The organism is Pseudomonas sp. P7758 (assembly GCF_013386485.1).
Lineage (GTDB): Bacteria > Pseudomonadota > Gammaproteobacteria > Pseudomonadales > Pseudomonadaceae > Aquipseudomonas.
The window spans coordinates 35,829-51,733 of record NZ_JACARS010000095.1 but is presented as its reverse complement, the minus strand read 5'-3'; the positions used below and the strand labels follow the sequence as shown (position 1 = coordinate 51,733).

The following is a 15,905-nucleotide window of genomic DNA, read 5'->3' as shown; positions in this document are numbered from 1 at the left end:
AACCAATAGTCGCCGTTACCTAAATAACGGATATACACCCCGACCCCCCTCTCACCCCAACAACTCACTCATCGCAATAATCTGCTCCGCCACCTGAATCAGCTTCTGCTGCCGACTCATCGCCTGACGCCGCATCAGCGTGTAGGCCTCTTCCTCATTACACCCCTTCATTTTCATCAACAACCCCTTGGCCGTTTCGATCCGCTTGCGTTCGGCCAACTGCTGATCCCGCGCCTGCAACTGCGCGCGTAGCGCCTGGTCACTCTCGAACCGCGCCATCGCCACATCCAGAATCGGCTGCAACCGCTGCGCCTGAATCCCCTCGACAATGTAGGCACTCACCCCGGACTTGATCGCCTGACGCATCACCCCCGGATCATGCTCATCGGTAAACATCACAATCGGCCGTGGCTGGTCGCGACTCACCAGCACCACCTGCTCCATCACATCGCGTCCCGGCGACTCGGTATCGATCAAAATCACGTCCGGGCGCACCGCTTCGACCCGCGCCGGCAAGTCGATCGTCAACCCCGATTCATCGATCACCTCAAACCCGGCCTCGGTCAACGCAGCCTTGAGCCGACCGACCTTGCGCGGTGTGTCATTGATCAACAGGATTCGTAGCATGGGTTCCTCCTGTCAGCGCAAGGCCTGGCGGCTGGCAACATCTGCCATGGCATGCAGGCGAAAGCTGCGGGCATACCCGGCCGGGTCCGAACCGTCCCAGATTTTTCCGTCGATCAACTGGCTGCTGCGCATGGCCTCGCCACCGGCAGGCACGCCCACGGCGCTGGCCGCCTGGCGATAGATGTCCAGTTGTTGCACACGCCGGGCAACGCCGAGGTAGTCCGGGTCCTCCCGCAGCAGGCCCCAGCGGCGGAACTGGGTCATGAACCACATGCCATCAGACAGGTAGGGCAGGTTCACCTCGCCGTCGCCATAAAAACGCAGCGCGTGGGGATCCTGCCAGTGGTTGCCGAGGCCGTCATCGTAGTCGCCGAGCAGGCGCGGTTCGATGCAATCGAGCGGGGCGTCGAGGTACTGCGGGGCGCTCAGCAACTGTGCAGTGGAGCGGCGGTTTTCCGTGCTCTGTTCGATAAAACGGCTGGCCTGCAGGATCGCCATCACCAGTACCCGGGCGGTATTGGGGTATTGCTCGACAAATGCCTGGGTGCAGCCGAGGACTTTTTCCGGATGGTCCGGCCACAGTGCCTGGGTGGTGGCCAGGGTAAAGCCCTGGTTCTGCTTCACCGCACTGGCGCACCAGGGCTCGCCCACACAAAAGCCGTCGATGCGCCCGGCTTGCAGGTGCGCAACCATCTGCGGCGGCGGCACCACCACACTGTCCACATCCTGCAGGGGATGAATGCCCTGGCTGGCCAGCCAGTAATACAACCACATGGCGTGGGTACCTGTGGGAAAGGTCTGGGCGAAGGTGAGTTTTGTTCGGCTTTGGTGCACGTGGCGGTCCAGTGCCTCAGGACTGGTCACCCCCAGCTGTTGCAGGCCACGGGACAGGTTGATGCTCTGGCCGTTCTGGTTCAGGCCCATCAGCACCGCCATATCGGTGGGTGCCACGCCGCCGATGCCCAGGTGTACGGCGTAGATCAGGCCGTACAGGCTGTGGGCGGCGTCCAGTTCGCCGCTGACCAGGTTGTCCCGCAGGCTGGCCCATGATGACTGGCGCCTGAGATTCAAGGTCAGGCCATAGGGCTGGGCGAAGCCCTGGGTGGCGGCGACCACCACCGAGGCGCAATCGCTCAGGGCCATGAAACCCAGGTTGAGGCTGCTCTTTTCCGGGGCATCGCTGCCGTTGACCCAAGCCAGGGGATCACTCATCAATACGTACCTTTCATAAAAAAACGCCGTTCCGTCGGGTACTCAGAGGAAGAGCCCGGGGTAACGACGTCTGTGTCCTTGAGCCCGTTCCGCCGTTGGCGCGAGCTGCGATAGACAAGGCAAAGCAAGGCACATGCCACGATGCGCACAGGATGGGCTGGGCGTCAGCTTTCCATCAGGATTGAAATTGGCCTGCCTCGCAGTATGGCCGCTCTTTCAGCCCGGGCCATGCAGGCATGTTCAGCCACCTTCACCGTTTCTCGACGCTGCTTTTCGGCCTGGTGCTGCTGGGCAGCCCCGGCGCGTTCGGGTACTCCTACCAGGCCCGTGATGAAAGCCTGCACACTTTTTTTACCGCGTTGTCCCTGCCGCTGGGGCAGCCGATCGTTGTCAGTCAGGCGGCAGCTCGCAAGCGCATCAGCGGGGCGTTCGATTTCGACTCGCCCCAACCGCTGCTGGAGTCGGTCGCCCAGCAGCAAGGCCTGATCTGGTACACCGATGGCCAGGTGCTTTACCTCTATGACGCCGACGAGGCGAAAAGCTCGGTAGTGACCCTGCGGCATATCTCGGTCGACCTCCTGCGTGGGTTCATGCGCCGTTCGGGGCTCGAAGAGGCGCGCTACCCGCTGCGTGCGAGTGGGGTGCGGGTGTTCTACGTGTCCGGGCCGCCGAACTATGTCGACCATGTGCTGCGCCTGGCCCAACTGATGGACCGCCAGCGTGCGGAACTGCGCCTGGGGCCGCAGCGGATCGGGGTGGTGCAGGTGCTCAACACCCACGTTGCAGACCGCGAGTACAACATGGGCGACAGAACCGTCACGGTGCCGGGCATGGCATCCATGATCGAAAAACTGCTGGCCGTCGAGCGGGAGAGTGCGTCCCCGCGGCAACCCGGATTACTGGCCGACAAGAATATCTCGGTGCTGGCGTACCCGGACACCAACAGCCTGCTGATCAAGGGCAAGCCCGCGCAGGTGAGCTTTATCGAAGGTCTGGTGGCAGAACTGGACGTACCGAAGCGCGCGGTGGAGGTTTCGATGTGGCTGGTGGATGTGGACCGCGATGAGCTCAAGAAGATCAGCGCGACCATGCACAAGGGGGCGGACAAGCCTTCAGCTACCCGGGTCATGGCACCCATCGAGGACGAAGCATTCATGCAGCGGATCACCGCCTTGGAGTTGCGCAGGCGAGCGAGGGTCACGACGTTGCCGGTGATTCTCACCCAGGAGAATGTGCCCGCGGTTTTCAACGACAACCAGACGTTCTATCTGCCCCGGCCGGGTGAAGAACACGACGAATGGCAACCGGTGGTCTTTGGTACGCAGGTCAGTGTTCTGCCGCGCTTCGCCGAGGCGAATGAAATCGAGATGCTGCTCACCGTCGAGGATGGCCGCCAGATGGGCAAGGCTGCCAGTCGCGACAAACCCTCGGCGGGGGTGGAGCGGATGGGGATCAACACGGTGGTGCGTGTGGCTCCGGGCAGGCGATTGCTGGTGGGGAATTTTCAGCGCGATACCGGCACAGCCTTGCTCGGACGCTACAACGGGCCCATGGCCAACAGTGTGCGATTGTTTGTGATTCAGGCGACGGCGGTCGCAAATGTGCTGCATACCGCTGCCGAGCCGGGGCAGGCGCCGCCGTTGACGCGCTCCCAGCATGAGCAGGTGAAGCGGGCATTTAACCGGGTGACCGAAGGATAAGAACGTTGGTGGCGCCCCTGGGCGGGCATCGTCGAAAGGTCCTACGTGCCCAGTCTGAAAAAATCAGTGCCTATGGGGTTTTTTCCTCTCCTATACAGCGAGTGGGCTTTTTATAGTCGCGACCTTCAGGAAACCAGTGTTGGAAATGAAGGTGAGTTGGGTGCGGAGGTACGAATGGCCGTGGTGAACGATGGGGTACTGGCTACCCCCATGGTCTTTGAGCGCTGGACGTTGCACGGCGACGGTAGATTGACCAGTGAAGACTCGGATATTCAACTCCCGCCCAAGGAGTGGCAGGTGTTGCGCCTGTTGCTGTCCTCGGCCGGAGTGCTGGTGACCAAGGACCACTTGCTGGAACAGGCATGGCCCCATAACGAGGCCACGGAAGAGTCCCTGACCCGTTGCATCTGTTCGCTGCGCAAATATTTGAAGGGCGGCAAGGGTCTGATCAAGACGGTATACGGCAAAGGGTACCGGGTGACCTGTGCGGTCAGGATGACCAGCCTGACGGTGGGCGCTGTCTGTTCCACCTGCGGTCGGGGGCAGGCATGAGCAGCGCCCGGTGCAAGGGGGCGCTGCTGCTGATGCTCACGCTCGGCTTCGGCAATGAAGCCCGGGCGTATTGCTGGGCCGAGGCTGCCAGCCGATACGGCATGGAGCCGGAATTGTTGCAGGCCATCGCCGCAGTGGAGTCGGGCTACCGCGCCAAGGCCATGAATTACGCCAACAACAACGGCACCCGTGATATCGGGCTGATGCAGATCAACAGCATTCACCTGCCGCGCCTGCTCAAGGAGGGCATTACCGAGCAGCGCTTGCTGGATGAGCCTTGCCTGTCGGTGGAGGTGGGGGCGTCGATCCTTGCCGACTTCGTCAAACAGTTCGGCTACAACTGGACAGCGATCGGTTCCTACAATGTGGGCGGCGGGCCCGGGCCTCAGCGTGAGGCCCTGCGTCTTCGCTATGCGCAAAAAATCTGGGCCCGCTATGAGGAACTGATGACGCACCGTAACTGACGATTGGACGGCACGCCTCGCATGCAGCCCGTCACCCCGGCTATAATCGCCGCCACCTTTCGCCGCCATCCGAGTCAAGCCCGCCCATGTATACCCTGGCCCGCCAGCTGTTGTTCAAACTCTCTCCGGAAACTTCCCACGATCTGTCCCTGGACTTGATCGGTGCCGGTGGCCGCCTGGGGCTCAATGGCCTGGTGTGCAAGGCCCCGGCGAAAATGCCGGTGTCGGTGATGGGGCTCGATTTCCCCAACCCGGTAGGCCTGGCTGCGGGTTTGGACAAAAACGGTGCAGCCATCGACGGTTTTGCGCAGCTGGGTTTTGGCTTTGTCGAAATCGGCACCGTGACCCCACGGCCGCAGCCAGGCAACCCGAAGCCGCGGATCTTCCGCCTGCCGGAAGCCGAGGCGATCATCAATCGCATGGGCTTCAACAACCTGGGTGTGGATAACCTGCTGTCACGGGTTCAGGCGGCTAAGTACACCGGTATCCTCGGGATCAATATCGGCAAGAACTTCGACACGCCGGTGGAGCGTGCGGTGGATGACTATCTGATTTGCCTGGACAAGGTCTACGCCCACGCCAGCTACGTCACGGTCAACGTCAGCTCGCCTAACACCCCGGGCCTGCGCAGCCTGCAGTTTGGCGACTCCCTCAAGCAACTGCTCGAAGCCTTGCGCCAGCGCCAGGAAGATTTGGCTGTGCGCCACGGCAAGCGTGTGCCCCTGGCAATCAAGATTGCCCCGGACATGAACGACGAAGAGACCGTACTGGTGGCCCAGGCCCTGGTGGATTCGGGCATGGATGCGGTGATCGCTACCAACACCACCCTGAGCCGCGTCGGTGTCGAAGGCCTGGCGTATGGTGACGAAGCGGGCGGCCTGTCCGGTGCGCCGGTACGCGACCAGAGCACCCACATCGTCAAGGTGCTGGCGGCCGAGTTGGCAGGGCGCTTGCCGATCATTGCCGTGGGTGGCATCACCGAGGGCAAGCACGCGGCCGAAAAAATCGCCGCCGGCGCGAGCCTGGTGCAGTTGTACTCCGGCTTTATCTACAAGGGCCCGGCGTTGATTCGCCAGGCGGTGGATGCGATTGCGGCATTGCCGCGCGGCTGACAACAGGCAATAAAAAGGGCTCCTTGAAGGAGCCCCTGGGCCGAAGCCCGCCGCCCGGATGGGGCGTGCGTGGTTAAGTGGTTGCGTATTCGTGCTGGTGTCGGAATTAAATGCCCTTGATTAGCCGACGGCGTGAAGTTCGTTGAGTCTGTGGATTCCCGCAGTGCCAGTCATACCGTCCCAGTTGTCGCCGCGTCCTTCTCGCCAGCCGTTGATCCAGGCTTGGCGTACCGACGGTAGAGTAAATGGGCAAAGCTCACGGGATTTGCCATGAACGCCATATTGATATCCGCGTAAAAATGCTCTTTCCAACGGATCACGCTTAAGTCTTCTCATAGGGTGTTTCCCTCACTTGTTGACTGTCTTGATATCCTTCGGCCTCGTCCGAGGCCGGGCAGAGTTTTTCTGCCGTTGGTGCGCTCGCTGCCGGCGTGGCGAGCTATGTGTCGGCGTCGTTACGGCGCCAACCTGTGTTGAGTTCTAACCAATAGGTCACATGGATTCAATGATCGTTTTGTCATAAGCACGTAACGATAATGATGCTATAGCCATAAGCTGGGATGGCTTTTCGCCCCTTTTGTTGGGCAAACCCAGCTATGATGTGCCCTTCAAAGAGGATGGGTTTAATCCTTTAGTGAGAATGTCCGCCTGTTGCAGTCGGTTATTATTCGACGAAGGGTCGGAATGTTTCTTTTTGTTGCTTCAAATACTTGAACTGCCCCGTCGATAAAGGCCCGAAAGGCCGGTAGCCGGGGTGGAACGGCACATTCGTGCCACACGAGCGTTCTTCAAGAAAAGCGCTTGATTGAAAACCGAACGCGCGATGCGTCGCCCGTTCACTTATTGCTGAAAAGCCTGGAATGCCCCATGTCGGACCGTTTTGAACTCTTCCTCACTTGCCCCAAGGGCCTCGAAGGCCTGCTGATCGAGGAAGCCGTGGGGCTTGGCCTTGAGGAAGCCCGCGAGCACACCTCGGCCGTGCGCGGCATGGCCGACATGGAGACCGCCTACCGCCTGTGCCTCTGGTCGCGCCTGGCCAACCGCGTGTTGCTGGTGCTCAAGCGCTTCCCGATGAAGGACGCCGAAGACCTCTACCACGGGGTGCTGGACATCGAGTGGGAAGACCACATGCTCGCCGACGGCACCCTGGCCGTTGAATTCAGCGGCCATGGCTCGGGCATCGACAACACCCACTTCGGCGCGCTGAAGGTCAAGGATGCGATTGTCGACAAGCTGCGCACCCCGACCGGCGAACGTCCATCCATCGACAAGATCAACCCGGACCTGCGCATCCACCTGCGCCTGGACCGTGGCGAAGCGATCCTCTCTCTCGACCTGTCCGGCCACAGCCTGCACCAGCGCGGCTACCGCCTGCAGCAGGGCGCGGCACCGTTGAAAGAGAACCTGGCGGCGGCGATCCTGATTCGCTCCGGCTGGCCGCGCATCGCTGCCGAAGGCGGCGCGCTGACGGACCCGATGTGCGGCGTCGGTACCTTCCTGGTGGAAGGCGCGATGATCGCCGCCGACATGGCGCCCAACCTGAACCGTGAGCTGTGGGGTTTCACCGCCTGGCTTGGCCACGTTCCGGCGCTGTGGAAAAAACTTCACACAGAGGCCAGCGAACGTGCCGCCATCGGCATGGCCAAGCCACCGCTGTGGATTCGTGGTTACGAGGCGGATCCTCGCCTGATCCAACCCGCCCGCAACAACATCGAACGCGCAGGCCTCAGCCACTGGATCAAGATCTACCAGGGCGAAGTCGGTACCTTCGAGCCGCGTCCGGACCAGAACCAGAAAGGCCTGGTGATCTGCAACCCGCCGTATGGCGAGCGTCTGGGTGATGAAGCCAGCCTGTTGTACCTCTATCAGAACCTCGGCGAGCGTCTGCGCCAGGCGTGCCTGGGCTGGGAAGCGGCGGTGTTCACCGGTGCTCCGGACCTGGGCAAGCGCATGGGCATCCGCAGCCACAAACAGTATTCGTTCTGGAACGGCGCCTTGCCGTGCAAATTGCTGCTGATCAAGGTCACCCCGGACCAGTTCGTCACCGGCGAGCGTCGCACCCCGGAACAACGCCAGGCCGAGCGCGAGCAAGCGGCCTACGACCAGGCGCCGACCGAGCCGCAAGAGCGCCAGTACAACAAGAACGGGAACCCGATCAAACCCGCCCCGGCCCCAGTGGTCGAGCAGGCGCGCTTGAGCGAAGGCGGGCAGATGTTTGCCAACCGCCTGCAAAAGAACCTGAAACTGCTGGGCAAGTGGGCCAAGCGCGAAGGCGTCGATTGCTACCGTGTGTACGATGCCGACATGCCGGAATACTCCATGGCCATCGACCTGTACCACGACTGGGTCCACGTCCAGGAATACGTGGCGCCGAAGTCGATTGACCCGGAAAAAGCTTCGGCACGCATGTTCGATGCCCTGGCGGCCATTCCCCAGGCGCTGGGCATCGACAAGAACCGTGTGGTGGTCAAGCGTCGCGAACGCCAGAGCGGCACCAAGCAGTACGAGCGCCAGAGCGCCCAGGGCAAGTTCACCGAGGTCAGCGAAGGCGGCGTCAAGTTGCTGGTCAACCTGACCGATTACCTGGACACCGGCCTGTTCCTCGACCACCGTCCAATGCGCATGCGCATCCAGAAAGAGGCGGCCGGCAAACGCTTCCTCAACCTGTATTGCTACACCGCCACCGCCAGTGTGCACGCCGCCAAGGGTGGCGCGCGCAGCACCACCAGCGTCGACCTGTCGAAGACCTACCTGGACTGGGCGCGCCGCAACTTCTCCCTCAACGGTTTCTCCGACAAGAACCGCCTGGAGCAGGGCGACGTGATGGCCTGGCTGGAAGCCAGCCGCGATGAGTTCGACATGATCTTCATCGACCCGCCGACCTTCTCCAACTCCAAGCGCATGGAAGGCATCTTCGACGTGCAACGCGACCACGTGCAGTTGCTGGACCTGGCCATGGCGCGCCTGGCACCGGGCGGCGTGTTGTACTTCTCGAACAACTTCCGCAAGTTCCAGCTGGAAGACAACCTCGTCGAGCGGTATGCCGTCGAAGAGATCAGCGACAAGACCATCGACCCGGATTTTGCGCGTAACGCCAAGATCCATCGGGCGTGGAAAATCACCGCGCGCTGATCACTGCGTTCTGAAGCCGCAGGCCCGGATCATTCCGGCCTTGCGGCTTTTTTTTGCGCTGGTCAAACGCAAGTCCTGTGGCTATAACTTAGGACCTAGCCAAAGTGACGCACCCGCACGCTGGCGTTCCGAGTCTTGTCTATGCCGCTGCATGCCGTCCGCCCGAAAATCCTAGGCTTTATCAGTGAGCAGGTGTCGGCGTGGCTGGTGGCGGTGGTGGTGTTGCTGGCCGGTATCGCGCTGACGATTGTCGTCGCCTGGGCCGCGTCCGAGCTTTACCAGCAGCAGATGCGCCAGCGCTTTCAACTGCTGGTCAACGAGCGCTACAGCCGTCTCCAGGAGCGTTTCGAGGACCAGGAACAACGCCTGGGCAGCCTGCGGCGGTTCTTCGTCAATTCAAATACAGTCTCGCGCAAAGAGTTCGAAGGGTTCGCGCAGCCCTTGCTGTTGCGTACCCGCGCCTATGCCTGGGCACCCCGGGTTTTGCGTGACCAGCGCGGTGCGTTCGAGCAGGCAATCACGGCGGAGCGCGGTGCGAATTTCTCCATTCGTGAATTGAATGCGGCGGGCGAACTGACCCCGGCGACTGATCGCGATGAGTATGTGCCGGTGCTGTACAGCCAGACCCAGAGCATTCTCGGCTCGCCGCTGGGTTTTGACCTGTTGGCCCAGCCACTGCGGCGCTCGACGGTGGAGCGTGCGCAACAGTCAGGGAAGATGGCGGTGTCCCAGCCCATGCAACTGGTGGGTGTGGAGCCGGCCTATGCCATGGGTGTATTGCTGGTGGCACCGGTCAGCCGGGCACCGACGACACAAGTGCCCAACAGTGAACCTTACGGCTACGTCATGGCGGTGATCAGCATGCGCCAGCTGGTGGCCGATGGCTTGCCCAAGGCCGCACGGGACAACCTGGTGATGCAGATTGTCGACACCTCCGATGCAGAGCAACGGGTGTTGTACGAATCCAGCAACCCCGTGGCAGACAGTGACCTGGTGGCAGCACGCCGGCTGACGCTCGGCGACCACGTCTACGCCTTGAGCCTGCGCCCCAGCCAGGTGTTCCAGCAGGGCAATCACTCGTCGCTGGTCAGTATCCTGGTCATGGGCAGCCTGCTGAGTGTGCTGCTCAGTGCGTTGCTCTACGTGGTGGTCAGCCAGCGCCAGCGCGCATTGAAGCTGGTGGAGCAGCGCACCGCCCAATTGCGTCAGCGGGAACAGGAACTGCGAGGCACCCACGGCCAACTGCGCAGCGTGCTCAATGCGGCCACCCAGGTGGCGATCATCGCGACGGACTTGCGCGGTGTGATCACCACCTTCAACGCCGGCGCCGAGCAGATGCTGGGCTTTGAAGCACAAGAGGTACTGGGCCACCTGACCCTCGAAAGCCTGCACCTGGCCCCCGAGCTGGAAGCCCGTGCCGCGCAATTGAGCGCAATCCTCGGCAAGCGCATCGCGCCAGCCCAGGCGATGCTGGTGGACAGCGCCGATGCAGTGCATGAGGCCCGCGAGTGGACGCTGGTACGCAAGGACGGCAGCCAACTGACGGTGAACATGCTCGCCACTGTTCTGCTGGACGAGCATGGCCTGTGGGTCGGGCACCTGGCGATCTGCCTGGATGTCACCGAGCAGAAGCGCGCCTATGAGGCACTGGCCGCGCGGGACCGCCTGCTGAAGAAACTCAGCGCCCATGTGCCCGGCGGTATTTTCCAGTTCATCCTGGAACCGAACAATGTCTCGCGTTTCATTTATGCCAGCGATGGCATCCGCGACATCTACGAAATCGAGCCTGGGGTGTTGCAGCAGGATGCGCGAAAGGTCTTCGAGCGGATTCATCCGCTGGATGTCGAGCGTGTACGGGAGTCCATTCGCCTGTCCACCCTGCAACTGAGCCATTGGCGTGAAGAATACCGGGTGCAGTTGCCCCATCGGGGGCTGCGCTGGGTTCGCGGTGAGGCGACGCCGGAAGAGCTGGCCGGTGGCGGTACGTTATGGCATGGCTATGTGTCGGATATTTCCGATCTCAAGCGGGTCGAGGAAGAGCTGCGGGCGCTGTCGATTACCGATTCCCTGACCGGCATTCATAACCGACGCTACTTCCAGGACCGGCTGAAGGCCGAGATGATCCGGGTCAAGCGTGCCTCGGGGGCGTTGTCGGTGATCATGTTCGACATCGATCACTTCAAGCGCATCAACGACCAGCATGGTCACGCGGTGGGTGATGAAGTGCTCAAGGAGTTATGCCGGCGCATCAGCCAGCGGTTACGACGCACGGATGTGTTTTGCCGGCTGGGCGGCGAGGAGTTTGTGGTGCTGTGCGCCAATACCGACGGCAGCCAGGCGTTCAATGTTGCCCTGGAGTTGTGGCAGGCGTTGCGCGGTGAGCCGATGGAAGGTGTCGGCACGGTGACGGCGAGCTTCGGGGTCGCAAGTTGGCGGGTCGAGGAGGGCGTCGACAGCTTGTTGCTGCGGGCGGATTCGGGTGTCTATGCCGCCAAGCAGGCGGGCAGGGACAGGGTTGAGGCAGAGCGGGTGCTTGCCTGAAGTGCACGGCCATTCAAGCTATTAGAGATCAATGTGGGAGCTGGCTTGCCTGCGATAGCATCACCTCGGTATTCCTGATAGACCGAGGCGTATACATCGCAGGCAAGCCAGCTCCCACATTTGATATTTGCTGCTGTTAGAGGACCGGGGCCGCCGCCGCCAGTTTCGGCTGGCGATACAGGTCCAGCAGCACCTGGTCCAGTACCGAGGACGCGCCCCACGGTTTCGGATCGTTGAGAATCGCCACCACAGCCCAGGTATTGCCATTGTTGTCGCGGCTGAACCCGGCAATCGCCCGCACGGTGTTCAGGGTGCCGGTCTTGACGTGGGCTTCGCCGCGCATGGCCGTGGTCTTCAGGCGTTTACGCATGGTGCCGTCGGTGCCGGCAATCGGCAGCGAACTGATGTACTCCGCCGCGTACGGGCTTCTCCACGCCGCTTGCAGCATGGTCGCCATTTCGCGGGCGCTGACCCGTTCAGCACGGGACAGGCCGGAGCCGTTCTCCATCACCAGGTGCGGCGCGGTGATGCCTTTTTTCGCCAGCCACTGGCGCACCACGCGCTGGGCGGCCTTGGCGTCATCGCCGTCGGCATCGGTGCGGTACTGCGCACCCAGGCTCAGGAACAACTGCTGGGCCATGGTGTTGTTACTGTATTTGTTGATGTCGCGGATGATCTCCGCCAGGTCCGGCGAGAACGCACGAGCCAGCACTTTGGCGTTCTTCGGTACCGGCGCCTGGATGTCGCGGCCCTGGATGCTGCCGCCCAGTTCCTTCCAGATCGCCCGAACGGCGCCGGCGGTGTAGGTGGCGTGGTCCAGCAACGACAGATACGTCTGCGAGCTGCAGCCGTCCGCCAACTGGCCGCTGACGGTCACGGTGACGCTGCCGTCGGCGGCGGTCATCGGGCTGTAGCGCACATCGCCGGTGCATTGCTTGGCGTTGGAGACCTTGACCTGGTTGTCGATGCGGATGCTCGCAATCGGCGGCTCGACCGACACCAGCACCTTGCCCGAATCATTGCGGGTGACGAAGCGCAGCGCCTTGAGGTTGACCATCAAGGCATCGGGCTTGACCAGGAACGGCTTGTTCTCGTCGTTGCCGTCGTCATTGAACTCCGGCAATTGCGGCGGGATGAAGAAGCCACGGTCCAGCACCAGGTCGCCGGTCACTTGCTGCACGCCATTGGCCCGCAGGTCGCGCATCAGCAGCCAGAGTTTTTCCATGTTCAGCTTGGGGTCGCCGCCGCCCTTGAGGTACAGGTTGCCGTTCAGGATCCCGCCGCTCAGGGTGCCGTCGGTGTAGAACTCGGTTTTCCACTGATGGTTGGGACCGAGCATTTCCAGGGCCGCGTAGGTGGTGACCAGCTTCATGGTCGAGGCCGGGTTGACCGACACGTCGGCGTTGAACACGGTAGGTGTGCCCGGGCCATTGAGGGGAATCATCACCAGGGACAGGGCATTGTTTTGCAGCTTGGCTTTCTGAAGGGCTTCCTGGACCTTGGGCGGCAGGGAAGTGTTGATCGGGGCGGCGGTAACGGAAAAGGCCAGGGGCAGAAGAAAACTGGCGAGTAACAGTGGACGCAAAGATTTGATCATAAGAATTAAAACCCTACTGCTGAGGGGGTAAAAAGGTGAGGGGTATGTACGAAAAATCCCTCAATGGTCATGAAAGTGTCGGCATTATGCCCCAAGGCTGTCGCACTTGTGGCTGAACGATAGCTGCAATTGGCGGTTTTTTTTACTGGCACTCTGCCGCCTGTCCCAGAGAATCGGGCAAAGGCCTGCTTAAACTGCTAAAGTGCCGCCCGTTATTACTTAAGAGGATTGTTCCAATGGCGACTAACCGTTCCCGGCGTCTGCGCAAAAAACTGTGCGTTGATGAATTTCAAGAGCTGGGTTTCGAACTGAACCTGGACTTCAAAGAAGGTTTGGACGATGAAGCGGTTGACGCTTTCCTCGAAGCATTCCTGACTGAAGCGATGGACGGCAACGGCCTGGACTACGTCGGCGGTGATGACTTCGGTCTGGTTTGCAAAGCCACCCGTGGTTCGGTCAACGAAGAACAGCGTGCCGCTGTTGAAGCGTGGCTGAAGGCTCGTCCAGAGCTGACCCGCGTTGAAGTCAGCGCCCTGCTGGACGCTTGGCACCCAGAAAAGCCGATTAACCCGGCAGTCTGATGTCATGAAAAAGCGACCCGCCCGGGTCGCTTTTTCGTTACTGGGTCTAAAGAATCAGGCCTTGCGCCAGTTCAGAATCACCAGCGTCAACACCCCCGCGACAATCCCCCAGAACGCCGAACCGATGGAAAACAACGTCAACCCCGACGCTGTGACCATGAAGGTGATCAACGCAGCTTCCCGTTCCCTGGGTTCATTCATGGCGATGCTCAGGCCATTGATGATCGAGCCAAACAACGCCAGTGCCGCAATCGACAGCACCAGTTCCTTGGGCAGGGCGGCGAACAACGCGGCCAATGTCGCGCCAAACACCCCGGCGATCCCGTAGAAAATCCCGCACCAGACCGCGGCGGTGTAGCGCTTGTTGCGATCCTCATGGGCATGAGGGCCGGTGCAGATCGCCGCGCTGATGGCTGCCAGGTTGATGCCATGGGAGCCAAACGGCGCCAGCACCAGCGAGGCCAGGCCGGTGGTAGTAATCAATGGCGACGCCGGTACGTTATAGCCGTCGGCCCGCAGCACCGCGACACCCGGCATGTTCTGCGAGGTCATGGCCACCACGAACAGCGGGATGCCGATGCTGATGGTCGCGGCCAGGGAGAAGTGCGGCGTGGTCCACACCGGCGTTGCCACTTCCAGGTGAAAGCCACTGAAATCCAGCAGCCCCATCAGCCCGGACAGCGCCGTGCCGATCAGCAGTGCCGCGAGCACGGCATAACGCGGCGACAGGCGCTTGATGACCAGGTAAGTGAAGAACATCCCCAGCACCAGACCGGTACGGTGCTGCGCGGCGACGAAAATCTCGCTGCCGATCTTGAACAGAATCCCCGCCAGCAAGGCGGCCGCCAGGGACGCGGGGATGCGCTTGACGAGTTTTTCGAAGCTGCCGGTGAGCCCGCAGATCGTCACCAGCACCGCGCAGGTGATGTAGGCGCCGATGGCCTCGCCGTAGCTGACGCCGCCCAGGCTGGTGATCAACAGCGCCGCGCCCGGTGTGGACCAGGCAATGGTGATCGGCGTGCGGTAGCGCAAGGACAGGCCAATGCTGCACACCGCCATGCCGATGGAGATCGCCCAGATCCACGAGGAAATCTGCGCGGTGGTCAGGCCGGCGGCCTGGCCAGCTTGAAACATCAGCACCAGGGAGCTGGTGTAGCCGGTCATCATGGCGATGAAACCGGCGACGATGGCCGAAGGCGAAGTGTCGGCCAGTGGGCGTAATCGCGCTTGGGGGGCGTCGGACATGGGGCGGTGTTCCTTTTACCGGGCTGTCTGTAGGAGCGAGCTTGCTCGCGAAGGTCGTTAACGATGACGCTGGCATCCTGACTGAATGCGGTGCTTATACGTTTTTCGCGAGCAAGCTCGCTCCTACAAAGGAGAAAGTGCGGAATCAAGCCTAAACTCAAACGTAACGATTCATTGCAATACAGCCGGCGCCGCAAACAGCCGTACAGTGTGTTGGCGCACTGGGTTGTGTACAATGTGCGCTGATTTTACGCGATACTTGCCAGCGACCCTCTGTGCCGTATTACAGTCAACGTCAATTCGCCGCCGTTCTCCCGACCCGAGTGCCCATGAACGAACAGTTGCAGCCCCTCAAGAAACAGCCGCGAGCCGGTAAGGCCGGTCGCAGTGGAACCCAGGACGATATCGTCTACGCGCATATCTTCGAGGCGATCCTCGAACAACGCCTGGCGCCCGGTACCAAATTGAGTGAAGAAGCGCTGGGCGAAATCTTCGGCGTCAGCCGCACCATCATTCGCCGCGCCCTGTCGCGCCTGGCCCATGAAGGCGTGGTACTGCTGCGGCCCAATCGTGGTGCGGTAGTGGCCAGCCCGAGCGTCGAGGAAGCCCGCCAGGTATTCCTCGCCAGGCGCCTGGTGGAGCGTGCGATCACCGAATTGGCGGTGCAGCATGCCACGGCCGAGCAACTGGCCGAGCTGCGGCAGATGGTCAACGACGAGCGCGACAGCTTCTCCCGGGGCGATCGCGGCGCGGGCATCCGGCTTTCCGGCGAGTTCCACCTGAAGCTGGCCGAGGCGGCGAAGAATGCGCCGCTGATCAGTTTCCAGCGCAGTCTGGTGTCCCAGACCTCGTTGATCATCGCCCAGTACGAAAGCGGCAACCGCTCGCACTGTTCCTACGATGAGCACACGCAGTTGATCGACGCGATCGAAGCGCGGGATGCGGATTTGGCGGTGAACCTGATGATGCATCACATGGATCACATCGACAGCAAGCTCAACCTCGATGAGGAAAGCGCGTCGGATGACCTGCATGCGGTGTTCTCGCATCTGTTGCAGACAAAGAAGCCGGGGCGCTCGTCTGTAAAACTGTAATTTTCCAGGCTCGCCACTAACCAAATGTGTGAGCGGGCTTGCTCGCGA

The 15,905-nt window shown here is 61.6% G+C and carries 13 protein-coding genes; 8 read left to right on the top strand and 5 right to left on the bottom strand.

What is annotated here, in order from left to right; genetic code table 11:
• Nucleotides 1–51 precede the first annotated feature (51 nt).
• Together HX873_RS20670 and HX873_RS20665 are read right to left on the bottom strand one after the other, a co-directional pair.
• The gene (locus HX873_RS20670) at nucleotides 52–627 is read right to left on the bottom strand and encodes an ANTAR domain-containing response regulator (protein WP_003219125.1); all 576 of its coding nucleotides are present in this window, start codon (nucleotides 625–627) and stop codon (nucleotides 52–54) included.
• A gap of 12 nt (nucleotides 628–639) precedes the next feature.
• Nucleotides 640–1,839 carry a CmpA/NrtA family ABC transporter substrate-binding protein gene (locus tag HX873_RS20665; RefSeq protein WP_003219123.1) on the bottom strand — a complete coding sequence of 400 codons (1,200 nt, stop codon included), beginning with the start codon at nucleotides 1,837–1,839 and terminating at the stop codon, nucleotides 640–642.
• Between the two features lie 236 nt (nucleotides 1,840–2,075).
• Between HX873_RS20665 and sctC the strand changes: the two genes are divergently transcribed.
• The 4 genes from sctC to HX873_RS20645 all read left to right on the top strand — a co-directional run bounded on the left by sctC (nucleotide 2,076) and on the right by HX873_RS20645 (nucleotide 5,667).
• Complete coding sequence (gene sctC / locus HX873_RS20660; protein ID WP_177123116.1) at nucleotides 2,076–3,539, top strand: type III secretion system outer membrane ring subunit SctC; 1,464 nt, start codon at nucleotides 2,076–2,078, stop codon at nucleotides 3,537–3,539.
• 174 nt (nucleotides 3,540–3,713) lie between these two features.
• Nucleotides 3,714–4,091, top strand: coding sequence for a winged helix-turn-helix domain-containing protein (locus HX873_RS20655; RefSeq protein WP_023659087.1), 378 nt, complete (start codon nucleotides 3,714–3,716; stop codon nucleotides 4,089–4,091).
• Nucleotides 4,088–4,555 (top strand): transglycosylase SLT domain-containing protein, encoded by a 468-nt coding sequence (locus HX873_RS20650; RefSeq protein WP_003219119.1) that lies wholly within the window; start codon nucleotides 4,088–4,090, stop codon nucleotides 4,553–4,555. The genes HX873_RS20655 and HX873_RS20650 overlap by 4 nt, the downstream gene beginning before the upstream one ends.
• An 86-nt stretch (nucleotides 4,556–4,641) precedes the next feature.
• Nucleotides 4,642–5,667, top strand: coding sequence for a quinone-dependent dihydroorotate dehydrogenase (locus HX873_RS20645; protein ID WP_003219118.1), 1,026 nt, complete (start codon nucleotides 4,642–4,644; stop codon nucleotides 5,665–5,667).
• Nucleotides 5,668–5,787: 120 nt separating this feature from the next.
• Here the strand turns inward: HX873_RS20645 and rmf are convergent, their stop codons facing one another.
• Complete coding sequence (rmf, locus tag HX873_RS20640; RefSeq protein ID WP_002553055.1) at nucleotides 5,788–6,003, bottom strand: ribosome modulation factor; 216 nt, start codon at nucleotides 6,001–6,003, stop codon at nucleotides 5,788–5,790.
• A 531-nt stretch (nucleotides 6,004–6,534) separates the two neighbouring features.
• On the opposite strand from rmf, the gene rlmKL reads away from it, so the two are divergent.
• Nucleotides 6,535–8,799 carry a bifunctional 23S rRNA (guanine(2069)-N(7))-methyltransferase RlmK/23S rRNA (guanine(2445)-N(2))-methyltransferase RlmL gene (gene rlmKL / locus HX873_RS20635; protein ID WP_003219107.1) on the top strand — a complete coding sequence of 755 codons (2,265 nt, stop codon included), beginning with the start codon at nucleotides 6,535–6,537 and terminating at the stop codon, nucleotides 8,797–8,799.
• Nucleotides 8,800–8,940: 141 nt separating this feature from the next.
• Nucleotides 8,941–11,340, top strand: coding sequence for a diguanylate cyclase (locus tag HX873_RS20630; protein WP_177028693.1), 2,400 nt, complete (start codon nucleotides 8,941–8,943; stop codon nucleotides 11,338–11,340).
• A 136-nt stretch (nucleotides 11,341–11,476) separates the two neighbouring features.
• Here HX873_RS20630 and dacB read toward each other — a convergent pair whose 3' ends face one another.
• Nucleotides 11,477–12,937 carry a D-alanyl-D-alanine carboxypeptidase/D-alanyl-D-alanine-endopeptidase gene (dacB, locus tag HX873_RS20625; protein WP_003219103.1) on the bottom strand — a complete coding sequence of 487 codons (1,461 nt, stop codon included), beginning with the start codon at nucleotides 12,935–12,937 and terminating at the stop codon, nucleotides 11,477–11,479.
• 236 nt (nucleotides 12,938–13,173) lie between these two features.
• On the opposite strand from dacB, the gene HX873_RS20620 reads away from it, so the two are divergent.
• A complete protein-coding gene (locus tag HX873_RS20620; RefSeq protein WP_003219101.1) occupies nucleotides 13,174–13,518 on the top strand; it encodes a YggL family protein in 345 nt (114 codons plus the stop codon).
• A 54-nt stretch (nucleotides 13,519–13,572) separates the two neighbouring features.
• On the opposite strand, the gene HX873_RS20615 is transcribed toward HX873_RS20620, so the two are convergent.
• Nucleotides 13,573–14,763: a benzoate/H(+) symporter BenE family transporter gene (locus tag HX873_RS20615; RefSeq protein ID WP_003219099.1), complete on the bottom strand. Its 1,191-nt coding sequence runs from the start codon at nucleotides 14,761–14,763 to the stop codon at nucleotides 13,573–13,575.
• A 329-nt stretch (nucleotides 14,764–15,092) separates the two neighbouring features.
• Here HX873_RS20615 and HX873_RS20610 point away from each other — a divergent pair, with 329 nt between their 5' ends.
• Nucleotides 15,093–15,857: a GntR family transcriptional regulator gene (locus tag HX873_RS20610; protein WP_003219095.1), complete on the top strand. Its 765-nt coding sequence runs from the start codon at nucleotides 15,093–15,095 to the stop codon at nucleotides 15,855–15,857.
• Nucleotides 15,858–15,905 lie beyond the last annotated feature (48 nt).